General features: G+C 72.3%; 13 protein-coding genes and 1 pseudogene. 10 read left to right on the top strand and 4 right to left on the bottom strand.

Annotated features, from left to right (window positions below):
- Window positions 1-4 precede the first annotated feature (4 nt).
- From ACH499_RS10640 to ACH499_RS10625, 4 genes are all read left to right on the top strand, one after another.
- Window positions 5-1465, top strand: coding sequence for an aldehyde dehydrogenase family protein (locus ACH499_RS10640; protein ID WP_356203119.1), 1461 nt, complete (start codon window positions 5-7; stop codon window positions 1463-1465).
- Between the two features lie 142 nt (window positions 1466-1607).
- Window positions 1608-2252, top strand: coding sequence for a PadR family transcriptional regulator (locus ACH499_RS10635; protein WP_356203120.1), 645 nt, complete (start codon window positions 1608-1610; stop codon window positions 2250-2252).
- Between the two features lie 76 nt (window positions 2253-2328).
- A complete protein-coding gene (locus tag ACH499_RS10630) occupies window positions 2329-3270 on the top strand; it encodes an ATP-binding cassette domain-containing protein (RefSeq protein ID WP_399014863.1) in 942 nt (313 codons plus the stop codon).
- A complete protein-coding gene (locus ACH499_RS10625; RefSeq protein ID WP_399014861.1) occupies window positions 3267-4028 on the top strand; it encodes an ABC transporter permease in 762 nt (253 codons plus the stop codon). Before ACH499_RS10630 ends, ACH499_RS10625 begins: the two co-directional genes overlap by 4 nt.
- 6 nt (window positions 4029-4034) lie before the next feature.
- On the opposite strand, the gene ACH499_RS10620 is transcribed toward ACH499_RS10625, so the two are convergent.
- Window positions 4035-5456 carry a glutamate decarboxylase gene (locus tag ACH499_RS10620; protein ID WP_356203125.1) on the bottom strand — a complete coding sequence of 474 codons (1422 nt, stop codon included), beginning with the start codon at window positions 5454-5456 and terminating at the stop codon, window positions 4035-4037.
- 99 nt (window positions 5457-5555) lie between these two features.
- Between ACH499_RS10620 and ACH499_RS10615 the strand changes: the two genes are divergently transcribed.
- Complete coding sequence (locus ACH499_RS10615) at window positions 5556-6317, top strand: MerR family transcriptional regulator (RefSeq protein WP_399014859.1); 762 nt, start codon at window positions 5556-5558, stop codon at window positions 6315-6317.
- 136 nt (window positions 6318-6453) lie between these two features.
- Here ACH499_RS10615 and ACH499_RS10610 read toward each other — a convergent pair.
- Window positions 6454-6801: pseudogene (locus ACH499_RS10610) on the bottom strand (YbjQ family protein); the annotation flags it as partial.
- Between the two features lie 134 nt (window positions 6802-6935).
- On the opposite strand from ACH499_RS10610, the gene ACH499_RS10605 reads away from it, so the two are divergent.
- Complete coding sequence (locus tag ACH499_RS10605) at window positions 6936-7844, top strand: DedA family protein (RefSeq protein WP_399014857.1); 909 nt, start codon at window positions 6936-6938, stop codon at window positions 7842-7844.
- Window positions 7845-7904: 60 nt separating this feature from the next.
- On the opposite strand, the gene ACH499_RS10600 is transcribed toward ACH499_RS10605, so the two are convergent.
- Both ACH499_RS10600 and ACH499_RS10595 read right to left on the bottom strand, forming a co-directional pair.
- The gene (locus ACH499_RS10600) at window positions 7905-9614 is read right to left on the bottom strand and encodes a threonine/serine exporter ThrE family protein (RefSeq protein ID WP_399014855.1); all 1710 of its coding nucleotides are present in this window, start codon (window positions 9612-9614) and stop codon (window positions 7905-7907) included.
- Between the two features lie 112 nt (window positions 9615-9726).
- A complete protein-coding gene (locus ACH499_RS10595) occupies window positions 9727-10218 on the bottom strand; it encodes an inorganic diphosphatase (RefSeq protein ID WP_029394330.1) in 492 nt (163 codons plus the stop codon).
- Window positions 10219-10297: 79 nt separating this feature from the next.
- On the opposite strand from ACH499_RS10595, the gene dacB reads away from it, so the two are divergent.
- The 4 genes from dacB (at window position 10298) to hpt (ending at window position 15001) form a co-directional block, all read left to right on the top strand.
- Complete coding sequence (dacB, locus tag ACH499_RS10590; RefSeq protein WP_399014852.1) at window positions 10298-11896, top strand: D-alanyl-D-alanine carboxypeptidase/D-alanyl-D-alanine-endopeptidase; 1599 nt, start codon at window positions 10298-10300, stop codon at window positions 11894-11896.
- Window positions 11897-12012: 116 nt separating this feature from the next.
- Window positions 12013-13140 carry a zinc-dependent metalloprotease gene (locus ACH499_RS10585; RefSeq protein ID WP_399014850.1) on the top strand — a complete coding sequence of 376 codons (1128 nt, stop codon included), beginning with the start codon at window positions 12013-12015 and terminating at the stop codon, window positions 13138-13140.
- A 191-nt stretch (window positions 13141-13331) separates the two neighbouring features.
- Complete coding sequence (gene tilS / locus ACH499_RS10580) at window positions 13332-14366, top strand: tRNA lysidine(34) synthetase TilS (RefSeq protein WP_399014848.1); 1035 nt, start codon at window positions 13332-13334, stop codon at window positions 14364-14366.
- A gap of 95 nt (window positions 14367-14461) precedes the next feature.
- Window positions 14462-15001 (top strand): hypoxanthine phosphoribosyltransferase, encoded by a 540-nt coding sequence (gene hpt, locus ACH499_RS10575; RefSeq protein ID WP_243860136.1) that lies wholly within the window; start codon window positions 14462-14464, stop codon window positions 14999-15001.
- Window positions 15002-15148: the final 147 nt, after the last annotated feature.

Raw genomic sequence — 15148 nt, 5'->3', positions numbered from 1 at the left:
TCACATGTCGTCGTACTTCACCGACCTCGCCCAGCAGTACATCGACGGCGAGTGGCGCCCGGGCACCGGCTCCTGGGACATCATCGACTTCAACCCGTACGACAACGAGAAGCTGGCGTCGATCGCGATAGCCACGGCCGACGAGGTCGACGCCGCGTACCGGGCGGCCGAGCGCGCGCAGAAGGAGTGGGCGGCGACCAATCCGTACGCCCGCCGCGCGGTGTTCGAGAAGGCGCTGCGGCTGGTCGAGGAGCGCGAGGAGGAGATCAGCGAGGCGATCGTCGCCGAGCTGGGCGGCACGCGTCTGAAGGCCGCCTTCGAGCTGCACCTCGCCAAGGAGTTCCTGCGCGAGGCCGTCCACCTGGCGCTGCGCCCCGAGGGCCGCATCATCCCCTCGCCGGTCGACGGCAAGGAGAACCGCGTCTACCGGGTGCCGGTCGGTGTCGTGGGCGTCATCAGCCCGTTCAACTTCCCCTTCCTGCTCTCGCTGAAGTCCGTCGCCCCGGCCCTCGCCCTCGGCAACGGCGTCGTCCTCAAGCCGCACCAGAACACGCCGATCGTCGGCGGCACCCTGGTCGCGAAGCTCTTCGAGGACGCCGGCCTGCCGGGCGGTCTGCTCAACGTCGTGGTCACCGACATCGCGGAGATCGGCGACGCGTTCCTGGAACACCCGGTCCCCAAGGTGATCTCCTTCACCGGCTCGGACAAGGTCGGCCGCCACGTCGCCACCGTCTGCGCCGCGAACTTCAAGCGCTCGGTGCTCGAACTCGGCGGCAACAGCGCCCTGGTGGTGCTGGACGACGCCGACCTGGACTACGCGGTCGACGCCGCCGTCTTCAGCCGCTTCGTCCACCAGGGCCAGGTCTGCATGGCCGCCAACCGCGTCCTGGTCGACCGCTCGGTCGCCGACCGGTTCACCGAGAAGTTCGTCGCCAAGGTGAAGTCCCTCAAGGCCGGTGACCCGCGCGACCCCTCCACGGTGATCGGCCCGGTGATCAACTCCTCCCAGGCGGACGCGCTGACGGGCGTGGTAGAGCAGGCGATCGCCGAGGGCGCGACCGCCCTGGTGCGCGGCGCCACCACCGACAACCTGGTCGAGCCGTCCGTGCTCACCGGTGTCCCCGAGGACTCCGCGCTGCTCCGGCAGGAGGTCTTCGGCCCGGTCGTCTTCCTCGTCCCCTTCGACGGCGAGGAGGAGGCGGTACGCCTGGTCAACGACACCCCGTACGGTCTGAGCGGCGCCGTGCACACGGCCGACGTCGAGCGGGGCGTCGCGTTCGCCAAGCGGATCGACGCCGGCATGTTCCACGTGAACGACGGCACCGTGCACGACGAGCCGATCGTCCCCTTCGGCGGCGAGAAGCACTCCGGCGTCGGCCGTCTCAACGGCGACTCCATGCTGGACGCCTTCACCACCGAGAAGTGGATCTCGGTCCAGCACGGCCGGAGCGGCTTCCCGTTCTGACGGGGTTCGTGACCGGCGGTCGCCGGACATGCGCCTGGTGCCCGCCAGGTGCATGTCCGGCGCGTGTCCCCTGACCGCCCGACGGGCCCCGGCCCGGGACCTGGTGGCGGGGAACCGGGGTGTGCCCGCCTAGTCTGGGCTCATGTCAGTGATCCGTCTCCTGGTGCTCGGCGCGGTCCGCCAGCACGGGCGGGCCCACGGCTACCAGGTGCGCAACGACCTGGAGTACTGGGGCGCGCACGAGTGGTCCAACGCCAAGCCCGGCTCGATCTACCACGCGCTGAAGCAGATGGCGAAGCAGGGCCTGCTGCACGCGCACGAGATCGCCCCGTCGACCGCGGGCGGCCCCCCGCGCACGGAGTACGAGATCACCGAGAAGGGCACGGAGGAGTACTTCAGGCTGCTGCGGGAGTCCCTGACCGCCTACGACCAGAAGCCGGACGTTCTCTCCGCCGGTCTGGGCTTCATGGTCGACCTCGGCCGCGAGGAGGTGCTGGCCCTCCTGGAGGAGCGGATCCGGGCGATCGAGGAGTGGCGCAGGTCCGTCACCGAGTACTACATGCCCGAGGGCGGCCCCGGGCAGTACGGGCACATCGGCGAGATCATGAACTTCTGGGTGCACTCCGCCGACTCCGGCGCCGAGTGGACCCGCGCGCTCGTCGAGCGCGTCCGCGGCGGCGCGTACACCTTCGCCGGAGAGGGCGAGCCGTTCGTCGGCGTCCTGGCCGAGGGCGAGGAGAACCCGTACGCCACGGGGGAGCGGCACCCGGAGGACCCGGCCGACTGATCAAGTTTGACCAATCCCCTGAGGCGGGGGTACCTTCGCCGATCGAGTAGTCAAGTTTGACTAAAGGGGAGGCTCTGTGGCCGACGCGGCGATCACCGTCGAGGGGGCACGCAAGGAGTACGGCGGCAGGACCGCGCTGGACGGGCTCGACCTGACCGTCCCGAGAGGCACGGTGCACGGCGTCCTGGGACCCAACGGCGCCGGCAAGACGACCCTGGTCAGGATCCTGTCCACCCTGCTGCGACCGGACGCGGGCCGGGTCGAGGTGGCCGGCCGCGACGTCGTCGCCGAGGCGTACGCCGTACGGCTGCGCATCGGCCTGCTCGGCCAGCACGCGGCGCTCGACGAGGAACTGGGCGGCCGGCAGAACCTGGAGACGTTCGGCCGCCTCCACCACCTGGGCGCCCGGCGGGCACGCGCGCGTGCCGACGAACTGCTGGAGCGCTTCGGCCTGACCGGCACCGGACGCACACCGGTCAGCGCCTACAGCGGCGGCATGCGGCGACGCCTGGACCTCGCGGCGTCCCTGATCACCGAGCCGGAGGTGCTGTTCCTGGACGAACCGACCACCGGCCTCGACCCCCGGGGCCGCGCGGAGGTGTGGGACTCGGTCCGCTCCCTGGTCGGCGGCGGTACGACGGTCCTGCTCACCACCCAGTACCTGGAGGAGGCCGACCAGCTCGCCGACCGCATCTGCGTGGTCGACGCCGGGCGGGTCGTCGCCGACGGGACCGCGGACGAGCTGAAGGCCGCCACCGGCGGCGACCGCATCGACGTCGTCCTGCGCGACGCCCGCCGGCTGGGAGAGGCGGCGGCCCTCCTGCCGCTCACCGGCGTCCGCGTCGACGCCGACCGCCGGCTGCTCAGCGCCCCCGTCACCGACCGCATGGAGGCCCTTTACGGCGTCGTACGGGCGCTGCGGGAGGCCGGGCTCGACGCCGAGGACGTGGCGCTGCGCAGGCCGACCCTGGACGAGGTGTTCCTGCACCTGACCGACCACGCCGAGGAGGCCGTGTGACCGCCCGCGCCCTGACCGACTCCTGGACCATGACCCGCCGCGAGCTGGCCCGCTGGGGCCGCCGGCCGGTCACGGTGGCCGTCAACCTGGTCTTCCCCGTCATGCTGCTGCTGATGTTCGGCTACCTGGTCGGCGGCGGCCGGGGCGTGAGCGGCGAGTACGTCGACTACCTGGTCCCCGGGATGCTCGCGCTCACCATGGCCTTCGGCCTGGAGGGCACCATGATCGCCGTCACCCGGGACCTCGACAAGGGCGTCATCGACCGCTTCCGCTCGCTGCCGATGGCGAACGGGGCGGTGCTGGTGGGCCGTTCGGCCGCCGACATGCTCCAGTCGGCGGCGGGGCTCGTCGTGATGACCGGCGTCGGGTACGCGCTCGGCTGGCGCACCCACGGCGGCCTCGGCGGCTTCCTCGGCGCGATGGGCCTTCTGCTGCTCTTCCGCTTCGCCATGCTCTGGGTGGGCATCCACCTCGCCCTGGTGGCCGGGAAGCCGGAGATGGTGCAGGCGGTGCAGATCCTGGTCTGGCCGGTCGGCTTCCTGTCCAACGCCTTCGCCGCACCGGAATCCATGCCCGACTGGCTCGGCACGGTCGTCCGGTGGAACCCGATGTCCCGGACCGCCACGGCCGTACGCGACCTGTTCGGCGGACCCGGCGGGGAACCGGGGCACCTCTGGGCGGCCGTCGCCTGGCCGCTGGCCCTGCTCGCGGTGTTCTTCCCGCTGGCCGTGCGCAGGTTCGCCCGCCCGAGCCGCTGACGGGGCCTAGTGGTGGAAGCCGGTCGCCGCGTCCTTGTCGTGGGTGAGGGGGTGCGGCTGCCGGCGCAGTTCCGGCAGCAGCCGCTCCAGGTCGCCCAGGAGCAGGTCCGCCATGTCGGCCGAGAAGCCGTTGCGGCACACCACCCGCAGCACGGACAGGTCCTCCCGGTGCGGCGGGAAGGTGTACGCCGGCACCAGCCAGCCGGCCTCCCGCAGCCGCCGGGACACGTCGAAGACGTCGTACGCCGTCACGGCGTCGGCCGTCGTGAACGCGAACACGGGAAGCTGGTCGCCCCGCGTCAGCAGCCGGAAGTCGCCGAGCGCCTCCACCCGCTCGGCCAGGCCCGTCGCCACGTCCCGCGCGGCCCCCTGCACCGCCCGGTAGCCCTCGCGGCCCAGCCGCAGGAACGTGTAGTACTGCGCGACGACCTGGGCCCCCGGCCGGGAGAAGTTCAGCGCGAACGTCGGCATGTCGCCGCCCAGGTAGTTGACTCGGAAGACCAGCTCCTCGGGCAGAGCCTCCGCGTCCCGCCACAGCGCCCAGCCCACCCCCGGGTAGACCAGCCCGTACTTGTGCCCCGAGGTGTTGATCGACGCCACCCTCGGCAGCCGGAAGTCCCACACCAGGTCCTCGTCCAGGAAGGGCGCCACCATCGCGCCCGAGGCCCCGTCGACGTGCACCGGGACGTCGAGACCCGTCCGCTCCTGGAGGGCGTCCAGGGCCGCGCACAGATCGGCGACCGGCTCGTAGGAACCGTCGAAGGTCGAGCCCAGGATGCCGACGACACCGATGGTGTTCTCGTCGCACAGCTCGGCCGCGGCCTGCGGGTCGAGGTGGAAGCGCTCGCCCTCCATCGGCACCTGCCGGGCCTCCACCTCCCAGAAGTTGCAGAACTTCTCCCAGCACACCTGAACGTTCACGCCCATCACCAGATTGGGCCGCGCCCCCGGGTACCGGTCCGCGTTGCGCAGCGCCCAGCGCCGCTTCAGCGCCATCCCGGCCAGCATGCACGCCTCGCTCGACCCGGTCGTCGAACAGCCCACGACCGCCGAGGGGTCCGGCGCGTTCCACAGGTCGGCGAGCATCGCCACGCAGCGCCGCTCCAGCTCGGCGGTGCGCGGGTACTCGTCCTTGTCGATCATGTTCTTGTCGCGGCACTCGCCCATCAGCACCCCGGCCTGCGGCTCCATCCAGGTGGTGACGAAGGTGGCCAGGTTCAGCCGTGCGTTGCCGTCCAGCATCAGCTCGTCGTGGACCAGCTCGTAGGCCGTCGACGGCGGCAGGGGGGAGTCCGGGAGCCGGTGCGTGGGCGGTGCCTCCGTCATGCCGCCGAGAGGGTTGGCCTCGCCGTGGAAGGGGTTCGTGGCGAGCCGGCGCCGGTGGCCGTCGTCGTCCCGTTTCGGGCCGTGCCCGTGGTGCAGTGGCATGGGACCGACGCTAGGCGCGGACCGCGGGCACCGCACCCGGGCTTGCACCTCACGTGACGTGAGGAGGCAGCGTGGACGGCGTCACAGAAGGGAGCGGAAGTGAGCTACTCCGTGGGACAGGTGGCCGGCTTCGCCGGAGTGACGGTGCGCACCCTGCACCACTACGACGACATCGGCCTGCTCGCCCCGAGCGAGCGCAGCCACGCGGGCCACCGGCGCTACGGCGACGCGGACCTCGACCGGCTGCAGCAGATCCTGTTCTACCGCGAGCTCGGCTTCCCGCTCGACCAGGTCGCCGCCCTGCTCGACGACCCGGACGCGGATCCGCGCGCGCACCTGCGCCGCCAGCACGAGCTGCTGACCGCCCGGATCGAGAAGCTGCGCAAGATGGCGGAGGCCGTGGAACAGGCCATGGAGGCACGCAGCATGGGCATCAACCTCACGCCCGAGGAGAAGTTCGAGGTCTTCGGGGACTACGACCCGGACCAGTACCAGGAGGAGGTCGAGCAGCGCTGGGGCGACACCGACGCCTACCGCCAGTCGCAGCAGCGAGCCGCCTCGTACACGAAGGAGGACTGGCAGCGCATCCAGCGCGAGGCCGAGGAGATCAACCAGCGCTTCATCGCCCTCCTGGACGAGGGGGCGCCCGCCGACTCCGAGGCGGCGATGGACGCCGCCGAGGAGCACCGCCGCTGGATGTCACGCAACCACTACGACTGCGGGTACGAGATGCACACCTGCATCGGCGAGATGTACGTCTCGGACGAGCGGTTCACCAGGAACATCGACGCCGCCCGGCCGGGCCTCGCCGCCTACCAGCGCGACGCCTTCCTCGCCAACGCCGTCCGGCACACCTCCTGAGCGGTCGTGGGGGGGGGGGGCCCCCCCCGCCCCCCCCCCCCCCCCCCCCCCCCCCCCCCCCCCCCGCGCCCCCCCCCCCCCCCCCCCCCCCGGGGGGGGGGGGGGGGCCCCCCCCCCCCCCCCCCCCCCCCCCCCCCACCGCCGTCCCGTACGCGCACACCTCGGTGCCCACGTCCGCGGCCTCCGTCACGTCGAAGCGGAACGCCAGCACCGCGTTGGCGCCACGCGCGCGTGCCTGCTCCACGAGCCGCTCCATGGCCTGGTTGCGGGTCTCGACGAGGGTCTTGGTGAGCCCGCGCAGCTCACCGCCGACCAGCGACTTCAGCCCGGCACCGATCTGGCTCCCCAGGTGCCGGGAGCGCACGGTCAGTCCGAAGACCTCCCCGAGCACCTCCTGCACGCGGTGGCCCGGCAGGTCGTTCGTGGTCACGACGAGCACGTCGGGCTGAGGGCCCTGTCCGCCGCCGTATTCTTCAATGCCCATGGTTCACAGGGTTCCTCGGGCGGACGCCGGCTGCACCCCCGACGCACCCGTGGAACCCGGAGCAGCACGGCTGCGTTGATACGTTGGGGCAGCCAAGCCCCCAGCCCGCCTCCCAGTGCAGGAGCCACAATCCCGTGACCACGCTTGCGCTCGGCCCCGAGTGGCTGAGCCCGGACTACCTGATCGAGACCTTCGCTCTGCCGGGCATCCTGCTCATCGTCTTCGCCGAGTCCGGACTCTTCGCGTTCCTGCCCGGCGACTCGCTGCTGTTCACGGCGGGTCTGTTCGTCGCCCAGGGCCAGTACATCAGCCAGCCGCTGTGGCTGGTGTGCACGCTGATCGTGGCCGCCGCCGTCATCGGCGACCAGGTGGGCTACATGATCGGCAAGTTCCTCGGCCCGAAGCTCTTCAACCGGCCCAACTCCAAGCTCTTCAAGCAGGAGAACCTGGAGAAGGCCCACGAGTTCATGGAGAAGTACGGCCCGAAGGCGATCGTCCTGGCCCGCTTCGTGCCGATCGTGCGCACCTTCGCCCCCATCGTGGCGGGCGCCGGCCGCATGAAGTACCGCACCTTCCTCACGTACAACGTCATCGGCGGCGTGGCCTGGGGCACCGGCGTCACCCTCGCGGGCTACTGGCTCGGCCAGATCGAGTTCATCCGCACCAACGTCGAGCCGATCCTCGTCCTGATCGTCGTCGTCTCGGTCGTCCCGATCGCCATCGAGTACCTGCGCGAGCGCGGCAAGAAGAAGCGCGCCGCCGCGGCGGCACCGCAGCAGCAGCCCGCCCAGCAGCAGGACCGGCCGCCGTACATGCCCATGGACGACGCCACGACACAGCTCCGTCGCGTGGACCCGTACCAGCAGCCGCAGCAGCCCCAACAGCCCCAGCAGCCGTACAACGGGGGCTACGGCAACCAGCAGCAGCCGTACGACGAGGGCTACGGCAACCAGCAGCAGCCGTACGCCCAGCAGTACCCGCGGAACTACGGCGGCCAGAACCAGCAGTACGGCGACCAGTACCCGTACGGCCAGGGCCGCTGAGACGTCCCCAGGGCCACGACGCGCCCACGGACCCGCCGGAGCGGGTCCGTGGGCGCGCGGCTAGAAGCCCCGGGTCCGCTTGGCCGCCCGCCTGCCGGCGGCACTCGTGGCACCCGGGACCTTGAGGAACAGCCGCGAGATCTCGCCGCCGAGGTTCACCCCGATGGCGATGGCCATGGCGAGCGCCACCGCCTTCGACAGGGACACCAGCCCCCGGTCGACCTCGTTCTGCGCGATCGCCAGCAGCCCGAAGTACGTCGCCGAACCGGGCAGCAGCGGCCCGATCGCCGCGGTCGTGTACGGCAGCGCCGACGCGAACCGGTACCGGGACATGAGCTGCCCGAACAGACCCACCAGCCCCGCCGCCGCGGCCGTGGACGCCACCGGCGAGATCCCGCCCGCGTAGTGCATGGCGCCGTACACGCACCACGCGACGCCCCCGTTCAGCGTCACCGCCAGCACGGTGGACCGCTCCTGCTGGAGCAGGATCGCGAAGGTCAGGGACAGCAGCATCGAGGCGAAGATCTGCACGACCGGCTGGTCGCCCGTGCCCAGCGCGGCGTCCGGGTTGAGCTTGGCGCCGAGCTGGACGCCGAAGTACAGCACCACCAGCACCCCGGCGACGATGCTGACGAAGAAGTACATGACCTCCAGCAGGCGCGCGGCGGCGGTGATGTAGAAGCCGGTCAGACCGTCCTGCACGCCCGCCACCAGCGCCCGCCCCGGCAGCAGCGCGAACAGTCCACCGGTGATGACCGCGGACGCCTTCACGTCCACGTGCGTCAGGGTCAGGGCGATCCCTATCGCCGCCGGGGGCATCGCGGCCACCGCGAACTGGTAGAACTCCGGCAGCCCGCGCCCCGCGCACAGCCACGCCAGCCGGTCGCCGAGCATCGCGCCGAACAGCGCCGCGAAGAACACGATCACGTCACCGCCGACGAGCAGCGAGGCCGCGCCGGCCAGCGAACCGCTCGCCGCGGTCAGCACCCAGGTCGGGTACGGGTGGCGGTTGCGGCGGATCTCCGCGAGGCGCCGGTAGGCCTCCTCCAGGGAGATGTGCGTCTCCGCGTCGCTGAGGTCGTCGACGAGCTGGAACACCGCCGCGAGGCGCGTGTAGTCGGTGCCCCGGCGGCGCACCGTGCGCGAGGCCGTCACCGGGTCGTCGACCAGGGACGGCTGGTGAGAGATCGACAGCAGCGTGAAGGTGACGTTCGGCTCGCACCGGTCCAGGCCGTAGGACCGGCAGACCGCGAACATCGCCGCCTCGACGTCCTCCGCGCCCTCGCCGCCCGCCAGCAGCAGCTCACCGATACGCAGCGTCAGGTCGAGCACGCGCGGCACGGCGGGGCCCGTGTCGTCGTCGTGCCGATGCGCCGTCTCGGGAGCCGGACGCTCGGCCACCGGCATGCGCAGCATCGTGCGCATCCGGTCCTGCCACGGCAGGTCCTTGGTCAGGCTCACCGCTGGGAAACCGCTCGCCGGCGTGAACGCGGCCGGTGTGTTCCACGCGCTGTAGGTGCTCGGTGTGCTGAACGCCGACCCCTCCGGCTCGGCGGACTGGGCGGGCACCTCCAGCCCCTCGGGCAGCGCGAACTCCGACGTCGTCTCGGACTCCGTGCCGGCCGGCCGCGGCACGGCCAGCCCCTCGGGGATCTCGAACTCCGACGTCGTCGACGATTCGCCGTCCGCCGACGCCGGGACCCCGCCGGGCTGCCGGAACGCGCTGTGCGCCTCGTCCGACTGCGGCTTGCGGTCCTCCGCCTCCGTCACCTGCGTAACGCTCCCTGGTACGAACTCACCCTCCTGTAGCCCTCAGTATGCGTACCCAAACGCGAACGGGCCGCACGCCTTCGCGTGCGGCCCGCCGGGGGAGGGGCACCGATCAGTGGCCGCCCTGCTCCTTGAAGCGCTTGTAGGACCGCTCGATCTCGGCCTCCGCGTCGGTGCGGCCGACCCAGTTGGCGCCCTCGACCGACTTGCCCGGCTCCAGGTCCTTGTAGACCTCGAAGAAGTGCTGGATCTCCAGGCGGTCGAACTCCGACACGTGGTGGATGTCACGCAGGTGCTCCACGCGCGGGTCCGTCGACGGGACGCACAGCAGCTTGTCGTCGCCGCCGGCCTCGTCCGTCATGCGGAACATGCCGATCGCGCGGCAGCGGATGAGGCAGCCCGGGAAGGTCGGCTCGTCCAGGATGACCAGCGCGTCCAGCGGGTCGCCGTCCTCGCCGAGGGTGTTCTCGACGAAGCCGTAGTCGGTCGGGTAGGCGGTCGAGGTGAAGAGCCGACGGTCCAGGCGGATCCGACCCGTCTCGTGGTCCACCTCGTACTTGTTCCGCGAACCCTTCGGGATCTCGATCGTGACGTCGAACTCCACCGGACGCTCCTCCATGATCAGCACATAGTTCTGGTGGTTAAGTGTCCCTCACGCAGGTGTGTGCTAGCGAAAGGGGCTGGTGGCAGTGCCAGAGCTGAGGCCTTGGCGGGCCGCGGGACCGCACGTGGTGCGGGCCGCCGGCGCCGTACGTCCACGTCTCGCTCGTGCGGCGCGCGCCGCCGGACAGCCTCTCACGCGGTTCGCACGGGCCACGACGCCGCAGCTCGCGCGGATCACGAGGCCGAAGACCTGGCAGTACACCGCCGGTGCCGCCACCGCCGGCCTGGCACTGGCCGCCGGTGTCGTGACCGCCGCCGGCCCCTGGGACTCCACGGGTCAGCGTACGGCCGAGCAGGACCGGGCAGTCGCCCTTGCGCACACGGGTGGCGCAGATCACGGCGACGGATCCGCGGGCCCCGGCGCGCCCCGCCCCGCCCCGAGCGCCCCCGCCGTCCTGACCGGCCTCACCGGGGCCTCCGACGGCACCGCGGGCGGCGTCAAGGCGGCCCCGCGCGGCGAGCCCCTCGCCGACGCCCTCGGACCCCTCCTGGACGACCCGGCGCTCGGCACCCGGCGCGGGGCGGCGGTCGTCGACCTCAGCACCGGCAAGCGCCTGTACGGGCTCGGCTCCGGCACCGCGCTCACCCCCGCCTCCACCACCAAGATCGCCACCGCCGTGGCCGCCCTCTCCGCCCTCGGCCCCGACCACCGCCTCACCACCCGTACCGCCCTGGAGGCCGACACCGGCGAACTCGTCCTGGTCGGCGGCGGCGACCCCACCCTCACCGCCCGCGAGGACCCCCGCGGCCTCGCCGGCCTGCGCCCCCTCGCCGAGCGGACCGCCGCGGGCCTGAAGAAGCGCGGCATCGGCACGGTCACGCTGTCCTACGACACGACGCTCTACACCGGTGCCGAGACGCACCCCATCGGGGTCAACGAGAACCTCGCCCCCGTCACCGCCCTGATGGCCGACGAGGGCCGCACCGACGACTCCACCAGCGGCCCCGCCCCACGCGTCGCCGACCCGGCCGCCGAGGCCGCCCGCGCCTTCGCCGGATTCCTCGAGGACCACGGCATCACCGCGTCGGCCCCCGGCCCCTCCAGGGCGACGAACCGCGCCAAGACCCTCGCCACCGTCTCCTCGCCCCCGCTGTCCGCCCTGGTCGAACGGATGCTGACCCACAGCGACAACGACATCGCCGAGGCCCTGGCCCGCCACACGGCCGTGGCCACCGGGCAGCCCGCCGACTTCGGGGGCGTGTCGGCCGCCGTCACCGCCCGGCTGAAGCAGCTCGGCCTGCCCGTGCGGGGCGCGGTGTTCCACGACGGCAGCGGCCTGGACCGCACCGACCGGATCAGCGCCGACCTGCTCACGGCCCTGCTCGCCGTGGCCGCCGACCCGGCCCGCCCCGAACTCCGCCCGGCCCTGACCGGCCTGCCCGTCGCCGGCTTCACCGGCACGCTCGCGGGCCGCTACCCGGACGGCGCGGCCGGGGGCCTCGTCCGTGCCAAGACCGGCACCCTGACCGGCGTGAACACCCTTGCCGGCACGGTGGTCACCGCCGACGGCCGCGTGCTGGCCTTCGCCTTCCTGGCCGACGGGACGACGGACGCCCCGTCGGCCCAGAGGGCCCTGGACGCGGCGGCGTCCCGCCTGACGGCCTGCGGCTGCGCCTAGCGGGTGCCCGGCCCCGCCGGGCCCCGCCCGCCCCGGCCCGGCCCCGCCGGGGTGCCGCCCACCCCACCGCCCCGTACGGCCTGCCCCCAGCGGCAGCGCTCACGTACCGTTGAGGGATGACGAGCATCGGCGCATCTTCCGGCATGGTCGACTGGAATCTCGCGGTGGCGACCGCGACCCGGCTCGTACGGCCGGGGCCCGAGGTGAGCCGCGACGAGGCCCGGGCCGTCGTCGCGGAGCTTCGCCGCCATGCCAAGGCCTCGGAGGAACACGTCCGGGGCTTCACTCGTATGGCGACCGACGAGGTCCACGACACCCCCGTCCTGGTCGTCGACCGCCCGGGCTGGGTCCGGGCCAACGTCGCCGGCTTCCGGGAGCTGCTCAAGCCCCTGCTGGAGAAGATGGAGGAACGGCGCGGCGGCACCCCCGGCGGGGCGGTCCTCGGCGCCGTCGGCGGCAAGGTCACCGGCGTGGAGCTGGGCATGCTGCTGTCGTTCCTGTCCTCCCGCGTCCTCGGCCAGTACGAGACCTTCGCCCCCGCAACCCGCGAGCTGCCCGCCGGCGCCGACGGCGGCGGCCGGCTCCTGCTGGTCGCGCCGAACATCGTGCACGTCGAACGGGAACTCGACGTCGAACCCCACGACTTCCGCCTGTGGGTGTGCCTGCACGAGGAGACGCACCGCACCCAGTTCACCGCCGTGCCCTGGCTGCGCGACCACCTCGAGGGCGAGATCCAGTCGTTTCTGGCGGAGACCGACGTCGACCCCATGACCGTGCTGGAGCGGATCCGCGACGCAGCCCAGACGCTCGCCGGGGGCCGCCCCGAGGGCGAGGAGGACGACGGCGGCCGCTCGCTCGTCGAACTCGTGCAGACCCCCGCCCAGCGGGAGGTCCTCGGCCGCCTCACCGCCGTGATGTCCCTCCTGGAGGGTCACGCCGACTTCGTGATGGACGGCGTCGGCCCCTCGGTCGTGCCGAGCGTCGGCGAGATCCGCGAGAAGTTCCAGCAGCGCCGCGCCAAGGGCGCCTCCCGCCTCGACATGGCCCTGCGCAAGCTGCTCGGCCTGGACGCCAAGCTGCGGCAGTACCGCGACGGCGAGCGCTTCGTCCGCGCCGTCGTCGACGAGTGCGGCGTCGACGGCTTCAACCGCGTCTGGACCTCGCCCAACACCCTGCCCACCAAGGCGGAGATCGCCAAACCGGCGGACTGGATCGCACGGGTGCACCGCAAGCCGGAGGCGTGAGCCCCGGACGCACGGCGTGAACGAATCCGGCCGACGGCAGGCGAACGCCCCTCCAATCACCCGTCCGAGGGACCGTGAGCCCTCCGCAGGCGTGCGATGCTCAGGGAACGGCCCGTTTCTGTCACCATCTACACACTCTGCGTGACCGAACCCTCGGGCTCACCCCGAAAACATCATGAAGGGCACCGGACATGGGTCCCCATCCTGCGGTCGCGGCGATACGCCTGGCGGTCCGCCGCGTCCTCCACGACATCCTCACCGAACTGCACGCCACGGCCGGCGTCCCCGCCGGGACGGCCGCCGAGCGCCCGCCGTCACCGCTCGTCCTCGTGGCGTGCTCCGGCGGAGCCGACTCGATGGCGCTCGCCTCCGCCCTCGCCTTCGAAGCCCCCCGGCTCGGCATCCGGGCCGGCGGCGTCACCGTCGACCACGGCCTGCAGCACGGCTCCGACCTGCGCGCCGAAGAAGTCGTCCTGCGCCTGCGCGAACTCGGTCTCGACCCCGTCGAGGCCACCGCCGTCACCGTGGGCCGCGTCGGCGGACCCGAGGCGGCCGCCCGCGACGCACGCTACGCCGCCCTGGACGACGCCGCCGCCCGGCACGGTGCCGCCGCCGTCCTGCTCGGCCACACCCGGGACGACCAGGCCGAGACGGTCCTGCTCGGCCTCGCCCGCGGCTCCGGCATCCGCTCCCTGTCGGGCATGGCCGCGGTCTCGGGGGCCGGCGGCCGTTACCGGCGGCCCTTCCTCCACGTCGACCGGCAGACCGCGCGCAAGGCCTGCATGGTCCAGTCCCTGCCCGTCTGGGACGACCCGCACAACACCGACCCGGCGTACACCCGCTCGCGGCTGCGGCACGAGGGACTGCCCGCCCTCGAGAAGGCCCTCGGCAAGGGCGTCGTCGAGGCCCTCGCCCGTACGGCCCAGCTCTCCCGGGACGATGCCGACGCCCTCGACGCCTGGGCCCGCCAGGCCGAGACCGGCGTCCGCGACGCCACCGGCATGCTGGAGTGCGCCAAGCTCTACGCCCTCCCGCCCGCCGTACGGCGCCGCATCCTGCGCCGGGCCGCCATCGAGGCCGGTGCTCCGGCCGGTGCGCTGTTCGCCCGCCACATCGAGGAAGTCGACCGGCTGATCACCGGCTGGCGCGGCCAGGGGGCCATCAACCTCCCCGGCAAAGTCGTCGCCCAGCGGCAGGGTGGCAGACTGGTGATTCGGCAAGGCTGAATCCGGACCCTCCCACCGATCCGCGTACGGATCGCCGGGGCGTTCCGGAGTGGCCGGTGGGACGACCGAAAGTGATGCGGGTGGACGCGAACGACATGGGTGCCGACCTCGAGAAGGTACTCATCACCAAGGAAGAGATCGACGCGAAGCTGGCCGAACTGGCCGCGAAGATCGACGCGGAGTACGCGGGCAAGGACCTGCTCCTCGTCGGCGTCCTCAAGGGCGCCGTGATGGTCATGGCGGACCTCGCCCGGACGCTGTCCACCCCCGCCACCATGGACTGGATGGCCGTGTCGTCGTACGGCGCGGGCACCCAGTCCTCGGGCGTGGTGCGGATCCTCAAGGACCTCGACACCGACATCAAGGGCAAGCACGTCCTGATCGTCGAGGACATCATCGACTCCGGCCTGACCCTCTCCTGGCTGATCTCGAACCTCGGCTCGCGCGAGCCCGCCTCGCTGAAGGTGTGCACGCTGCTGCGCAAGCCCGACGCCGCCAAGGTCGCCATCGACGTGGAGTGGGTCGGCTTCGACATCCCCAACGAGTTCGTCGTCGGCTACGGCCTCGACTACGCGGAGAAGTACCGCAACCTCCCGTTCGTGGGGACGCTCGCGCCCCACGTCTACGGTGGCTGACGCGACCCCGGGCAATCAGCGAGGGTGACCGGGAACCCGAGCCACCCTCGCGCCGTTGGAGCAGGAAGACGGTAATGCCAGTCGTCCGTGCGACTTCGGGCCATCATGCTGGGGTACCGTCAGAAGAACTGTCTTTATCAAACTCAC

Source organism: Streptomyces sp. NPDC018947, assembly GCF_044390505.1.
In the GTDB taxonomy this organism is placed as follows: Bacteria; Actinomycetota; Actinomycetes; order Streptomycetales; family Streptomycetaceae; genus Streptomyces.
The sequence above is the reverse complement of the archived record's forward strand: the minus strand, read 5'-3'. Positions and strand labels throughout refer to the sequence as shown.

Bases quoted from the DNA above. Each gene is read 5' to 3' on its own strand.
- ACH499_RS10640 (WP_356203119.1), top strand. From the start codon at position 5: ATGTCGTCGTACTTCACCGACCTCGCCCAGCAGTACATCGACGGCGAG.
- ACH499_RS10635 (WP_356203120.1), top strand. From the start codon at position 1,608: ATGTCAGTGATCCGTCTCCTGGTGCTCGGCGCGGTCCGCCAGCACGGG.
- ACH499_RS10620 (WP_356203125.1), bottom strand. From the start codon at position 5,456: ATGCCACTGCACCACGGGCACGGCCCGAAACGGGACGACGACGGCCAC.
- ACH499_RS10585 (WP_399014850.1), top strand. From the start codon at position 12,013: ATGACGAGCATCGGCGCATCTTCCGGCATGGTCGACTGGAATCTCGCG.
- tilS (WP_399014848.1), top strand. From the start codon at position 13,332: ATGGGTCCCCATCCTGCGGTCGCGGCGATACGCCTGGCGGTCCGCCGC.
- hpt (WP_243860136.1), top strand. From the start codon at position 14,462: ATGGGTGCCGACCTCGAGAAGGTACTCATCACCAAGGAAGAGATCGAC.